Origin of the sequence: Paraburkholderia sp. RL17-368-BIF-A, assembly GCF_046054045.1 — a bacterium.
Lineage (GTDB): Bacteria > Pseudomonadota > Gammaproteobacteria > Burkholderiales > Burkholderiaceae > Paraburkholderia > Paraburkholderia graminis.
On record NZ_JARESN010000026.1, the window covers coordinates 14,477 to 26,819 of the forward strand.

Annotated in this window: 12 protein-coding genes; 9 read left to right on the forward strand and 3 right to left on the reverse strand. The window is 63.8% G+C overall.

Annotation, left to right across the window (positions count from 1 at the left end; translation table 11 throughout):
- Positions 1–50: 50 nt before the first annotated feature.
- Both P0D87_RS29385 and P0D87_RS29390 read right to left on the reverse strand, forming a co-directional pair.
- The gene (locus P0D87_RS29385; protein ID WP_006049127.1) at positions 51–719 is read right to left on the reverse strand and encodes a haloacid dehalogenase type II; all 669 of its coding nucleotides are present in this window, start codon (positions 717–719) and stop codon (positions 51–53) included.
- 273 nt (positions 720–992) lie between these two features.
- Complete coding sequence (locus P0D87_RS29390) at positions 993–2,486, reverse strand: aldehyde dehydrogenase family protein (protein ID WP_053859586.1); 1,494 nt, start codon at positions 2,484–2,486, stop codon at positions 993–995.
- Positions 2,487–2,794: 308 nt separating this feature from the next.
- Between P0D87_RS29390 and P0D87_RS29395 the strand changes: the two genes are divergently transcribed.
- From P0D87_RS29395 to P0D87_RS29410, 4 genes are all read left to right on the forward strand, one after another.
- A complete protein-coding gene (locus tag P0D87_RS29395; RefSeq protein WP_053860770.1) occupies positions 2,795–3,661 on the forward strand; it encodes a GNAT family N-acetyltransferase in 867 nt (288 codons plus the stop codon).
- Positions 3,662–3,667: 6 nt separating this feature from the next.
- Positions 3,668–4,594, forward strand: coding sequence for a 2-hydroxyacid dehydrogenase (locus P0D87_RS29400; RefSeq protein ID WP_006049124.1), 927 nt, complete (start codon positions 3,668–3,670; stop codon positions 4,592–4,594).
- A 184-nt stretch (positions 4,595–4,778) separates the two neighbouring features.
- Positions 4,779–6,200 carry an aspartate aminotransferase family protein gene (locus P0D87_RS29405; protein WP_006049123.1) on the forward strand — a complete coding sequence of 474 codons (1,422 nt, stop codon included), beginning with the start codon at positions 4,779–4,781 and terminating at the stop codon, positions 6,198–6,200.
- 53 nt (positions 6,201–6,253) lie between these two features.
- Positions 6,254–6,751: an Lrp/AsnC family transcriptional regulator gene (locus tag P0D87_RS29410; RefSeq protein ID WP_006049122.1), complete on the forward strand. Its 498-nt coding sequence runs from the start codon at positions 6,254–6,256 to the stop codon at positions 6,749–6,751.
- 18 nt (positions 6,752–6,769) lie between these two features.
- Here P0D87_RS29410 and P0D87_RS29415 read toward each other — a convergent pair whose 3' ends face one another.
- Positions 6,770–7,693, reverse strand: a complete 924-nt coding sequence (locus P0D87_RS29415; RefSeq protein ID WP_029966558.1) for a LysR substrate-binding domain-containing protein — start codon at positions 7,691–7,693, stop codon at positions 6,770–6,772.
- Positions 7,694–7,838: 145 nt separating this feature from the next.
- Here P0D87_RS29415 and P0D87_RS29420 point away from each other — a divergent pair, with 145 nt between their 5' ends.
- From P0D87_RS29420 to P0D87_RS29440, 5 genes are all read left to right on the forward strand, one after another.
- Positions 7,839–8,921, forward strand: a complete 1,083-nt coding sequence (locus tag P0D87_RS29420) for a tartrate dehydrogenase (protein WP_053860771.1) — start codon at positions 7,839–7,841, stop codon at positions 8,919–8,921.
- A gap of 2 nt (positions 8,922–8,923) precedes the next feature.
- The gene (locus tag P0D87_RS29425; protein WP_408637101.1) at positions 8,924–9,907 is read left to right on the forward strand and encodes a M14 family metallopeptidase; all 984 of its coding nucleotides are present in this window, start codon (positions 8,924–8,926) and stop codon (positions 9,905–9,907) included.
- A 40-nt stretch (positions 9,908–9,947) separates the two neighbouring features.
- Positions 9,948–10,292 carry a cupin domain-containing protein gene (locus P0D87_RS29430; RefSeq protein ID WP_053859588.1) on the forward strand — a complete coding sequence of 115 codons (345 nt, stop codon included), beginning with the start codon at positions 9,948–9,950 and terminating at the stop codon, positions 10,290–10,292.
- 324 nt (positions 10,293–10,616) lie between these two features.
- Entirely contained in the window at positions 10,617–11,975 is a 1,359-nt protein-coding gene (locus tag P0D87_RS29435; RefSeq protein ID WP_053859589.1) for an MFS transporter, read from the forward strand.
- A 157-nt stretch (positions 11,976–12,132) separates the two neighbouring features.
- Positions 12,133–12,327: a hypothetical protein gene (locus tag P0D87_RS29440; RefSeq protein ID WP_053859590.1), complete on the forward strand. Its 195-nt coding sequence runs from the start codon at positions 12,133–12,135 to the stop codon at positions 12,325–12,327.
- Positions 12,328–12,343 lie beyond the last annotated feature (16 nt).

The window sequence follows — 12,343 nt, forward strand, 5'->3', positions numbered from 1 at the left end:
ATGATTGCAATCAGCGAGGCAACGTCGCGGGCGGCGGGTTCGTCGCGCGCTTACAGGCCGAGTTCGGCGGCCAGTTCCGGAATGCCCTTCACTTCGTAGTACTGGTAGTACGGCGTCGACGGTTCATGGCCGCGGTTGATGAACGCCTTGTGCTTGACGCCCATGTCGTGCACGGTCATCAGGTCGTAGCGCAGGCTCGACGACACATGCAGCACGTCTTCCGGATTGCAGCCGAGCTTGTCGAACATGTACTCGAAGCCTGGCATGCGCGGCTTGTACGACTGCGCCTGCTCGGCGGTGAACACCGCATGGAACGGCGCGCCGAGTTTGTCGACGTTGCTCTGGATCTGATCGTTCGACGCATTCGACAGAATCACGAGCTTGTACTTCTTCGCGAGCCGCGACAGACCTTCGGGCACGTCGGGATGCGGGCCCCACGTCGGCACCGCTTCATAGATCTTTTGCGCGCCGGCTTCGTTGAATTCGACGTTCATGCGCGCGCACGCACGGCGCAGCGCATTGACCACGACGTCGCGATACGGCTTCCATGCACCCAGCACTTCGTCGCGGCGATAGCCGGCGTAGAACGCGACCAGCTTTTCGAGGTCGTCGCTCTTCAGAATGTGGCCGTACAGTTCGCGCGTCATGTCCGCCATGCGGAACTTGGTCAGCGTGCCGTAGCAGTCGAAGGTGATGTATTTCGGTTCGAATTCGATCATGGTGCAGTCGTCCTATCGTGGTAAGGAACTCGGCGTCGAGCTCATTGGCGAAAAGTAAAAGCTGATTCCTGTAAAAGATTTAATCAGCGCAAAAACATAGATGTTCCTGATTCGCGCGCTGCCTGTGACACAAACCATGCGTTTTGAGGCCGTTGCGCAGCAGAGTCTGCCGTGATCCGGCGCAACCCTTAGCCGGCGTGGGTTTGCGACGTTTTGAAGGGAATCTGTCGGGCGTCGGTCAGGCTCCAGGGCGGCTGCAACACCGCCCCTGCATCACTGCCGCAAATCGATCAGCACGCTTTTGAAGCGCAGGTTCGCCTCGTAAGCCTGGCGGCCGAGATCCTTGCCGATGCCGGAGCGCTTGTAGCCGCCCGTCGGGATCATGAAGTCGGACGTGCGGCCATAGCGGTTGACCCACACGGTGCCCGCTTCCAAAGCGCGCACGAAGCGCAGCGCGCGGCCGAGATCGGCGGTATGCACGCCCGCGGCAAGCCCGTAGTCGGGATGCTGCGCGAGCGCGAGCGCTTCTTCTTCGCTGTCGAAGGTTTGCAGCGTGAGCACCGGACCGAAGACTTCCTCGCGCACCGCCTCGGACTGAGCGGTGACATCGGTGAGCAAGGTCGGCGTATAGAACGCGCCCGCCGATGCGCCGCGAACCTCGGCACGCTTGCCGCCGTGGCGCAAGGTCGCGCCCGCGTCGAGCGTGCGCCCCACGATGCTTTCGATGCGCGCCGCCTGCGGCTCGGAGATGATCGGCGAGAGCGTCGTGCCCGCGGCCCACGTCGCGCCCGGCGTCAGCTCCGCGAAAATCCTGCCGATGCGTTCGGCCAGCGGCTCGGCAAGACTGCGCTCGACCAGCAGCCGCGAGCCCGCGACGCACACCTGCCCTGCGTTGCCGGTGATCGCGCCCGCGATGCGGCGCGCCACATCGTCCAGACGCGGCGCGTCGGCGAAAACGATTTGCGGGCTTTTGCCGCCCAGTTCGAGCGTGACCGGCTTGGTGCCGCTCGCCGCGCAGGCCGCCATGATCGCGGCGCCCGTGCGCGTCGATCCGGTGAACGTGACCTTGCTGATCTTCGGATGACGCACGAGTTCGTCGCCGGTCGTGCGTCCGTCGCCCTGAATCACATTGAAGATGCCGGCGGGCACGCCGGCCTCGACAGCCAGTTCCGCGAGGCGCAGCACGGAAAACGGCGTCATCTCCGAAGGCTTGAGGACGACCGCGTTGCCCGCGGCGAGCGCCGGGGCGATCTTCCACGAAGCCATCACGAGCGGGAAATTCCACGGCGCGATGGCGCCGATCACGCCGTACGGCTCGGCGATCGTCATGCCGAGATGATCGTGGTCGGTGGCCGCGACGTCGCCGCCCAGCTTGTCGGCGAACTCCGCGTAAAAGCGGATGCCCTCGGCGGTGAACGGCACGTCCCACGACACGGCCTGGGCAACCGGCCGCGTCGAGCCGAGTGCTTCCAGGCGGCCGAGCGCGGGTGCGTCGGCTTCGACCAGATCGGCGAAGCGCCGCATGATCCTCGCGCGCTCGCGCGGCGCCATGCGCGCCCAGCCGCTCGTGCGAAACGCCTGCCAGGCGTTCTCAACCGCGCGGTCCACCATGTCCGCGTCGGCCACCGGCACGCTCGCGTAGACGACGCCGTCGGACGGGCGCGCCACATCCATGCGGCGCGTGCCCTGCCCGCTGCCTTCCACCCACTCGCCGCCGATGAAATGGCCGCTGCGAATCGCGACGTCGTCCGGATTGAAGCTGTCCATGAGAAAGTGTCCTGAGTGAGTGACGCTGGATGGAAACCGCCTGCGCGGCGCCGTCGCCGCGACGCCCGCCATAAGTAAAATCGTAGAGCCGCGCGCCTGGCATATGTCGCCGACAAAAATCGCCGCGCAGCAGAACCCGCCTGTAATGCGGGCGCATACGGCATGTTTTGCATCGAATTGCGATGCGGCCTTGCGCGGCGCGCCGGATAGAAAGATCGTCCTAGTCACACCGCGCCGTGGATGACACAGTGACGCGTAAGCCTTTAGCCATTCAGGAGCACGGCGTGCCCGATTCGAAGACAGATCCGATAGCTGATCCGATCACATACAGACGCTTCACCCTCGACGACGTTGCCGCGGCGCATGCGTTGACGGTCGAACTCAAATGGCCGCATCGCGCGGACGACTGGAAGTTCGTCGCGCAACTGGGCGTGGGTTTCGTCGCCGAAGATGCGAGCGGCGTGATCGGCACCGCGCTTTGCTGGAAGTACGGCGCGGATTGCGCGTCGCTCGGCATGGTGATCGTGTCGCCGGCGCGGCAAGGGCTCGGCATCGGCAGAAAGCTGATGGAACTGCTGCTCGAGGAACTCGGCGGCCGCATCACCTTCCTGCACGCGACCGCCGCCGGTCAGCCGCTCTATGAAAAGCTCGGCTTTCGCGCGACGGGCACGCTCGATCAGCATCAAGGCGCGGCGTTCCAGCCGCCGCTGGTGTCGTTGCCGGCGGGCGAACGCTTGCGGCCGCTAGGGTCGAGCGACACGGCACGGCTCGTCGAACTGGCCTCACAGGCAAGCGGCCTCGATCGCGGCGAAGTGCTGCCCGCGCTGCTGGAGAACGCCGATGGCATCGCGCTCGACCGCGACGGCGAACTCGTCGGCTTCGCGCTCTTTCGCCGTTTCGGACGCGGCTTTGCGATCGGCCCGGTGGTCGCGCCTGCCTCGGAAGGTTCGAGCCGCGCGAAGGCGCTGATCAGCCACTGGCTTGCGCTCAACGAAGGCGTGTTCGTGCGCGTCGACACGCCGGGCGACAGCGGCCTGACCGAATGGCTCGAACAGCTCGGGCTGCCGCGCGTGGACACGGTCGTCAGAATGGTGCGCAATGCGCAACCGCAGAGCGTGGCGGCCAACGCGACACCTTATGTGCAATACGGCATCATCAATCAGGCGATTTTCTGACCCGTCATGGCCCTACTCTATAAAGCCGACCCGGCGCGCGGCCTGCAATGGGCGAGGCTCTTCGCCGAAAAGGCGCCCGGTTTGCCGTTCCATATCTGGCCCGATCACGGCGATCCCGCTGCGATCCGCTATCTGGTGGCATGGCAGCCGCCCGAAGACCCGACCCGCACGTTTCCCAATCTGGAAGTGGTGTTCTCGGTGGGCGCGGGCGTCGATCAATTCGATCTGTCCGGCGTGCCTGAGCATGTGCCGGTTGTGCGGATGATCGAACCGGGGCTCGTCGAAGGCATGGTCGAATACGTGACGCAGGCAGCGCTCACTATTCATCGCGATCTGTTCGACTACGGGCTTCAGCAGCAACAGCAGGTATGGCGCGAACTGCCGCTGAAGCCAGCCGCGCAACGGCGCATCGGCGTGCTGGGACTCGGCGTGCTCGGCACCGCGGTATTGGAGCGGCTGCGTCTCTTCGGCTTTGCGTGCGCGGGCTGGAGCCGCTCGCCGCGCGAGATCGAGGGCGTCGAATGCTATGCGGGCGAAAGCTCGCTCGATGCTTTCCTCGCCCGCACCGACATCCTGGTTTGCCTGCTGCCGCTCACGCCGGCCACGCGCGGCCTGCTCGATGGACGCCTGTTCGCGAAGCTGCCGCGCGGCGCCTCGCTGATTCAAACGGGCCGCGGCGCGCATCTGAATCAGCAGGACTTGCTGACGGCGCTCGACAGCGGCCAATTGCAGAACGCGATTCTCGATGTGACCGATCCCGAGCCGTTGCCCGCCGGTCATCCGCTGTGGACGCATCCGCGCGTGCGCATCACGCCGCATATCGCCAGCGCGACGCGGCCCGACACCGCCGTCGACGTCGTGCTCGATAACCTGCGCCGCCATCGCGAAGGCCTGCCGATGCTCGGCCAGGTCGACCGCACGCGCGGCTATTGAGCGCTCCCGCATTCCACCGGATACGCGCGCGCCACGGCTTTTCAACGTCCGCAGCACAAAATGCTAAGGGCGTGCATCAAAACGCGTCGCGCGCGCTTTTCAGGCAATTGTTTAGGTAAGCGGACCATCGCCGTGGATCAGTAGTATGGAACCGTCAACAGCCCTTTCGCGACGAGAACCCACCATGCCGATCCAATCGCTCATTGAAGCCGACCGCCAGCACCTGATCCATCCTGTCATCAACTACCGTGCGCACGAGGCGCGCGGCGTCACGGTGCTCGAATCCGCGAGCGGCGCCTTTCTGCGCGACGCCGCGGGCAACGAACTGCTCGACGCCTTCTCCGGCTTGTGGTGTGTGAACGTGGGCTACGGCCAGCAGAGCATTGTCGAGGCCGCCACCGCGCAGATGCAGAAACTGCCCTACGCGACGAGCTATTTCCATTTCGGCTGCGAGCCGGCTATCGAACTCGCGCAAAAACTCGCGCAGGTCGCGCCGGCTTCGCTGCAACACGTGTACTTCACGCTCGGCGGCTCGGACGCGGTCGACTCGGCAATCCGCTTCATCACGCATTACTTCAATGCGACGGGCCGTCCGTCGAAGAAGCACATCATCGCGCTGCAACGCGGCTATCACGGCTCGTCGAGCATGGGCGCGGGGCTGACCGCCCTGCCCGCGTTCCACCGCAACTTCGATCTGCCGCTGCCGAACCAGCATCACCTGCCGTCGCCGTATGCGTACCGCAATAATTTCGCCGACGACGCCGCGTTGATCGCCGCCTCGGTCGCCGCGCTCGAAGCGAAGGTCGCGGAACTCGGCGCGGATAACGTCGCCGCGTTTTTCTGCGAACCGATTCAGGGCTCGGGCGGCGTGATCGTGCCGCCGGTCGGCTGGCTGAAGGCGATGCGCGAGCGTTGCCGCAAGCTGGGCATTCTGTTTGTCGCCGACGAAGTCATCACCGGCTTTGGCCGCACCGGGCCGCTGTTCGCATGTCAGGGCGAGAACGTCGAGCCGGATCTGATGACGGTCGCCAAGGGTTTGACCGCCGGCTACGCGCCGATGGGCGCCGTGCTGATGTCTGACGAAATCTATCAGGGCATCGCCGATGGCGACGCCGAGGCGATTGTCGGCCACGGCCATACGTATTCGGCGCACCCGGTGAGCGCGGCGATCGGTCTGGAAGTGCTGCGCCTTTATCACGAAGGCGGCTTGCTGGCGAACGGCGTGGCGCGCGCGCCGCGTTTCGCGCGCGGCCTTGATGCATTGCTCGCGCATCCGCTCGTGGGCGATTCGCGTCACCGCGGCCTGCTCGGCGCGCTCGAACTCGTCACCGACAAGGACACCAAGGCGCAGTTTGACCCCGCGCTGAAACTGTCGGAGCGCATTGCCGTCGCGGCCTATGAAAACCGCCTGATTTTCCGTGCGTTCGGCGACAATATTCTCGGCTTTGCGCCCGCGCTTTCGTACACGGAATCGGACTTCGACCTGATGTTCGAGCGGCTCGAGAAAACCCTGGACGACGTGCTTGCACAAGCCGACGTGCGGGCCGCGCTGCGCGGCAAAACCACGGCTAAGCACCAGGCCAAAAGTACCGCCGCTGCATGCTAGAGTAGAGGGCCGCCTGAGTCCCTTTTCTCAACCGCCGGAGCCACAACGTTACGATGAGCAGCGACTGCAAGCTAGACCGTATCGACCTGCGCATACTTTCGCAGTTGCAAAAGAAAGGCCGTATCACCAACGTCGAGCTTGCCGATGCGGTCGGCCTTTCGCCGAGCCCCTGCCTGATTCGCGTCAAGCGGCTGGAAAAGGCCGGCTACATCGTCGGCTATGGCGCGCAGATCCAGCTCGAAAAGCTCGGTGACGTGCAGATCGTGTTCACCGAAGTCACGCTCGCCGATCATCGGCGGGAAGACTTCGTGAAGTTCGTGAATGCGATTCGCGACGTAGACGAAATCGTCGAATGCCATCTGGCGAGCGGCGGCTACGATTACCTGCTGAAGTTCGTCACGCGCAGCGTGAGCCATTATCAGAGCATTATTGAAGGCTTACTGGAACGCGACATCGGCATTGAAAAGTACTTTAGCTACGTGATCATCAAGTCGCCGTTCGTGAAAAGCCACTATCCGCTCGAAACGCTGTTCTCGCAGAATCACCACTAAAGCAGTAACCACTAACGGCTAGGCGGTGTCGTCCGGCGGGTTCCACTGCGCGAATTCTTCGCTGAGAAAGTCCACGCAAACCCGCACTTTCGCCGACTGCGCGAGTCGCGCCGGATACACCGCCCACAGGTTCGCCGGCTGCGTCACCTCCGGCAACACCTGCTGCAACTGGCCGCTTTCCAGCAGCGGCCGCACGTCCCACATCGAACGCAGCACGATGCCGCGCCCGGCCAACGCCCACTGCACCGCGACCTCGCCGTGATTGGTCGACAACGGTCCCGTGACCTTGATCGACGCCGCCTCGCCGCGCACGGTCAAACGCCACAAACCGAACGGATGATCGCGCTCCTTGATCGCGAGGCACGCATGCGCCGACAGATCCGCCAGTTGACGCGGCGCGCCTTCTCGCGCGAGATAATCGGGCGACGCGCACAGCACGCGATGATTCGACGCGAGCCGCCGCGCGATCAGATGCGGCGCGATGTCGTCGCCGATGCGAATGTCGAGATCGAAACCTTCGCCGGCGACATCGACGAGACGGTCGAACAGATCGAGCCGCACGCTCAATTGCGGATAACGTTCGGAAAAGCGCGCAAGCGCGGGCGCGACGAAGCGCCGGCCGAAACCGAAGCTGCTCGAAATGCGCAGCTTGCCGCCCGGAATGCGGCGCGTGGTGGAGACGTCTTCAACGAGCTGATCGACGTCGTCGAGAATTTTTTCGGCCCACGTGTAGACGCGCTCGCCCGCCTCGGTGATCGCGACGCGGCGCGTGGACCGGTGCAGCAGGCGCGTGCCGAGCGTAGTCTCGAGCACGTTGATACGCTTGCTGACATACGCCGCGGACACCGACAGCGATTCGGCCGCCGCGCTGAAACTGGCTTTGCGCGCGACTTCGCAAAACACGCGCAGGTCGCCGAGATCGGGTGACGGGACGGCATTCATAGGTTTCTCGATGAGGCTCTGTGGCGTCCGGCTTTGTACACGAATCGTGCACAGTGGCTTAACTAAAGCGACCATTTTATGACCAAACAGCAGGAATAAAATAACTGTTATCGGATCGGTACAAGCCCTAATGGAGGAGCACAGCATGTCGAAGAAATATCGGATCGCAGTCATTCCCGGCGACGGCATCGGCGTCGAAGTCATGCCCGAGGCGCTGCGCGTGCTCGACGCGGTGAAGACGCGCTTTGGCATCGAACTCGAGTATCAGCACATCGAATGGGCGAGCTGCGACTACTACGCAAAGCACGGCCAGATGATGCCGGACGACTGGAAAGCGCAACTGCAATCGGCCGACGCCATTCTGTTCGGCGCAGTGGGCTGGCCCGACACCGTGCCCGACCACGTTTCGCTGTGGGGATCGCTGCTCAAATTCCGCCGCGAATTCGATCAGTACATCAACCTGCGTCCGGCGCGACTCTTCGCCGGCGTACCTTCGCCGCTCGCGGGCCGCAAGGCGGGCGACATCGACTTCTGGATCGTGCGCGAGAACACCGAGGGCGAGTATTCGTCGGTGGGCGGCGTGATGTTCGAAGGCACCGAGCGCGAGTTCGTGTTGCAGGAATCGGTATTCACGCGCCACGGCAGCGAGCGCGTGCTGAAGTTCGCGTTCGATCTCGCGCAGCGCCGCGAGCGCAAGAAGATCACGGTCGCGACGAAGAGCAACGGCATTGCGATCAGCATGCCGTGGTGGGACAAATGCGCGGCCGGCATTGCCGCGCAATATCCCGATGTGACGTGGGACAAGCAGCACATCGACATTCTGTGCGCGCGCTTCGTGCTGAATCCCGACCGCTTCGACGTGGTGGTCGCGACCAATCTGTTCGGCGACATTCTTTCCGACCTCGGCCCTGCATGTACCGGCACGATCGGCCTCGCGCCGTCGGGCAATCTGAATCCGGACCGCAAGTTTCCGTCGCTGTTCGAGCCGGTGCACGGCTCGGCGCCGGACATCGCCGGCAAGAACATTGCCAATCCGATTGCGATGATCTGGTCCGCCGCGATGATGCTCGACTTCCTCGGCAACCACGAAGGCAAGGAGCGCGAGGCGCACGACGCGATTCTGGCCGCCATCGAAGCAACGCTCGTTGAAGGCCCGCATACCGGCGACCTGGGCGGCAAGGCGAACACCACACAAGTCGGCGAGGCGATTGCGGCGAGGCTCGGCTGAACATGGAAACCTATCCGATCGAAGTCGCGTTTCCCGATATTTCGGTGCACGAACAATCTACGTCGGGCATTGCCTACGTTCACACGTTCGACTCCGGCGTAGACGGTCCGCACGTCATGATCAACGCGCTCACGCACGGCAATGAGGTGTGCGGCGCGATTGTTGTCGATGAACTCTTGCGCCTGAAGCTGCGCCCGCGCCGCGGACGGCTCACGCTCGCGTTCGCCAATGTCGATGCCTACCGGAGCTTCGATCCCGCGAAGCCGGACGCGGCCCGTTTCGTCGATCAGGACTTCAACCGCGTGTGGACCGCGGCGGTGCTCGACGATGCCGCGCGCAACTCGAGCGAACTCGCGCGCGCACGGGCGATGCGGCCGGTGATCGACAGCGTTGACGCGCTGCTCGATCTTCATTCGATGCACGAAAAAAGCAAGCCGCTGATCGTGGCCGGGCCGCTGCAAAAAGGCATCGACCTCGCCGTGCAGCTCGGCACGCCTGCCACCGTGATCTGCGACGAAGGCCATCCCGAAGGCCGCCGCATGCGCGACTACGAAGGCTTCGGCGACCCGGCGAGCGCAAAGAACGCGTTGCTGATCGAATGCGGGCAACACTGGGAGGCGAGCGCCGTCGCAGTGGCGCGCGACACCACCGCGCGGTTTTTGCTGCTCGCCGACGTGATCGACGAAAGCGATCTGCCGCCGGACTGGCTCGCGCCGTTGCCGCCTGTGCAGCACATCGTGCGCGTGACGCAACCGGTCGTCGCGACAAGCATGGATTTTCGTTTTGCCGGTCCTTATACCGGGCTCGAAATCTTTCCCGAAGCCGGCGCCGTGATCGGCTGGTCGAACGGCGAAGCCGTCGCCACGCCTTACGACAACTGCATGCTCGTGATGCCTTCGTTGCGGCAATTGCGCCCCGGCGTCACCGTCGTACGACTCGGCAAGGTCGAGCAGACCGTTGCGAACTCATCAACCCGCGGCCTGTGAGCAGGCTGCGTGCATTCATCGGATAAAGGCGCTGAAAGCCATGAAGGTTCAACAAATCAAACAGAGCGTGAATCTGCCGAATCTCGAGGATTGGGGCACGGCCGGCCTGCCGGGCACCACGCCGATCCGCGTGTCGGGTGTGCAGCGCGTGCTCAATAGCGCCGAGGCGATCGACACCGGCATCTTCGAATGCTCGGCCGGCACGTATCGCCGCTCGGTGAAGCAGGCGGAGGTGATGCACATTCTCGCCGGACGCGGACGCTTTACGCCGGACAATGAAGAGACGGTCCATTTCGCGGGCGGCGACACGTTGTTTTTCGAAGCGAATACTGAGGGTCTCTGGGAAGTCGAGGAGACCATGCGCAAGGTGTACGTCATTCTCTGATTTAAACCGCTGTATCTGCTCTTCAGTCTTACCCGGCGCGCGCGAGCGCGCGCCGCGGCTGCCTTCCTCCCCTTCCCCATTGTCCTTTCGACGCCAACCGGCCACAGTGTCGGGTAATCCCGCGTTGACCCTTCGTCGGTAAATTCCTTACAGTGTCGCTTGTTCGCTGAGAGAATCACAGTTCTATATACGAACAAATCAAAACTCATGGCGACAGGCACACCGTCCGCATACCATGCATGAATGAAGCGGACCGTGCGACGCGCATCGTAAGGTAAGACAAGGCTCGCTCCGACGAGCCTTTTTGCAGTCAGGAGACCCATCATGAATCGCAGCGACGCTGTGAACGTTCAGACCTTCCTCAACGAGCATCCGTTTTCGCCGTTCCAGTGGCTGGTCTTTGCCATGTGTTTCGTGATCGTCCTGCTGGATGGTTTCGACACGGCCGCCATCGGCTTCATCGCGCCGTCGCTGCTCGCGGAATGGGGCATCACCAAACCGGCGCTCGCGCCCGTGCTGAGCGCGGCGCTGTTCGGCCTCGCGTGCGGCGCACTGGCCTCCGGGCCGCTGTCCGACCGGCTCGGGCGGCGCTCGATGCTGCTCGGCTCGGTGCTGCTGTTCGGCGCCGCGTGCCTCGGCTCTGCGTTCTCGACGAGCATCGAATATCTGACGGTGCTGCGCTTCGTTACCGGCGTCGGTCTCGGCGCAGCCATGCCGAACGCGGTCACGATGATGGGCGAATACTGCCCGGACAGCCGCCGCGCGACGATCATCAATCTGATGTTTTGCGGCTTTCCGCTCGGCGCGGCATTCGGCGGCTTCCTCGCCGCGTGGATGATTCCGCACTTCGGCTGGCGCAGCGTGCTGTTGCTCGGCGGCATCGCACCGCTCGTGCTCTTCGTGCTGTTGCTGATCAGGATGCCGGAATCGGTGCGCTACATGGTCGCCAACAATCAGCCGGTCGCGCGCATTCGCGCGGCGCTCGGGCGCGTCTCGAGCACGGCCGCCGACGCAGAAGCGTTCACGATGACCGAGACCGCGCCGGCAACCGGCGGCAAGGGCGTGGCTGTCGTGCTGTCGCGCGCGTACATCGTCGGCTCGGTGATGCTGTGGATCACCTACTTCATGGGACTCGTGATTTTCTACGCGTCGATCAACTGGATGCCGATTCTGCTGAAGGACGCCGGCCTCACGCCGCAACGCGCGACGCTCATTTCCGCGTTGTTCCCGCTCGGCGGCGTGGGCGCCGTGGTGTGCGGCGTGCTGATGGACCGCTTCAACGCGAACCGGATCATCGCGGCCTGCTATGCGCTGACCGCCGTGAGCGTGTACTTCATCGGCCAGGCCGCGGGCAATGTCGGCGCGCTCGTGTTCATCGTGTTCGTCGCGGGCGTGCTGATGAACACCGCGCAATCGTCGATGCCCGCGCTCGCCGCCGCGTTCTACCCGACACAAGGCCGCGGCACGGGCGTCGCGTGGATGCTCGGCATTGGACGTTTCGGCGGCATTGCGGGCTCGTTCCTCGTGGCCGAACTGACACGCCGTCACTTCACGTTCGCCGGCATCTTTGCGACGATCGCGGTCGCCGGCATCATCGCGTGCATCGCGTTGCTGATCAAGCAGATGGCGCGGCCGTATGTGGCGAACGCGCCGGTGTCGAAGGCGGAATCGTTTGGGCATTGATTGAGGAGCCCAGCGCGCGAGAGCGCGTGCCGGTTTGCTCGCTTCGAGTTTGTTCAAAGCCGCCTTTCGAGGCGGCTTTTTTATTTGGCGGATCAACGTGCGTGAGCGGGCTCGCGGTTTGCTGAAATCATATGGACTCTCCTTTGGAGCGCACGTCATGAACCTGAATCCGATTGCCTATACGCTGCCCGCTCGTCACATTCTGTCGATGATGACAGCCACCGAATCCGACCCGCCCGCCGGCGAAAACGACGACGACCTCGACGACGAACTCGATGAGACCGGCGCCGTCACGAACAGAAGCAACGGCAAAAGCGGGACGAACACCGAAGCCGAGCCCGACAAGAAATAGCAGCAGCCAGCGACGA

What these genes read in the sequence shown, in the direction of transcription:
- P0D87_RS29385 (WP_006049127.1), bottom strand. Translation starts at nt 719, where the DNA reads ATGATCGAATTCGAACCGAAATACATCACCTTCGACTGCTACGGCACG.
- P0D87_RS29390 (WP_053859586.1), bottom strand. Translation starts at nt 2,486, where the DNA reads ATGGACAGCTTCAATCCGGACGACGTCGCGATTCGCAGCGGCCATTTC.
- P0D87_RS29410 (WP_006049122.1), top strand. Translation starts at nt 6,254, where the DNA reads ATGAGCAGCGACTGCAAGCTAGACCGTATCGACCTGCGCATACTTTCG.
- P0D87_RS29440 (WP_053859590.1), top strand. Translation starts at nt 12,133, where the DNA reads ATGAACCTGAATCCGATTGCCTATACGCTGCCCGCTCGTCACATTCTG.
- P0D87_RS29425 (WP_408637101.1), top strand. Translation starts at nt 8,924, where the DNA reads ATGGAAACCTATCCGATCGAAGTCGCGTTTCCCGATATTTCGGTGCAC.
- P0D87_RS29415 (WP_029966558.1), bottom strand. Translation starts at nt 7,693, where the DNA reads ATGAATGCCGTCCCGTCACCCGATCTCGGCGACCTGCGCGTGTTTTGC.
- P0D87_RS29430 (WP_053859588.1), top strand. Translation starts at nt 9,948, where the DNA reads ATGAAGGTTCAACAAATCAAACAGAGCGTGAATCTGCCGAATCTCGAG.
- P0D87_RS29435 (WP_053859589.1), top strand. Translation starts at nt 10,617, where the DNA reads ATGAATCGCAGCGACGCTGTGAACGTTCAGACCTTCCTCAACGAGCAT.
- P0D87_RS29420 (WP_053860771.1), top strand. Translation starts at nt 7,839, where the DNA reads ATGTCGAAGAAATATCGGATCGCAGTCATTCCCGGCGACGGCATCGGC.
- P0D87_RS29400 (WP_006049124.1), top strand. Translation starts at nt 3,668, where the DNA reads ATGGCCCTACTCTATAAAGCCGACCCGGCGCGCGGCCTGCAATGGGCG.
- P0D87_RS29405 (WP_006049123.1), top strand. Translation starts at nt 4,779, where the DNA reads ATGCCGATCCAATCGCTCATTGAAGCCGACCGCCAGCACCTGATCCAT.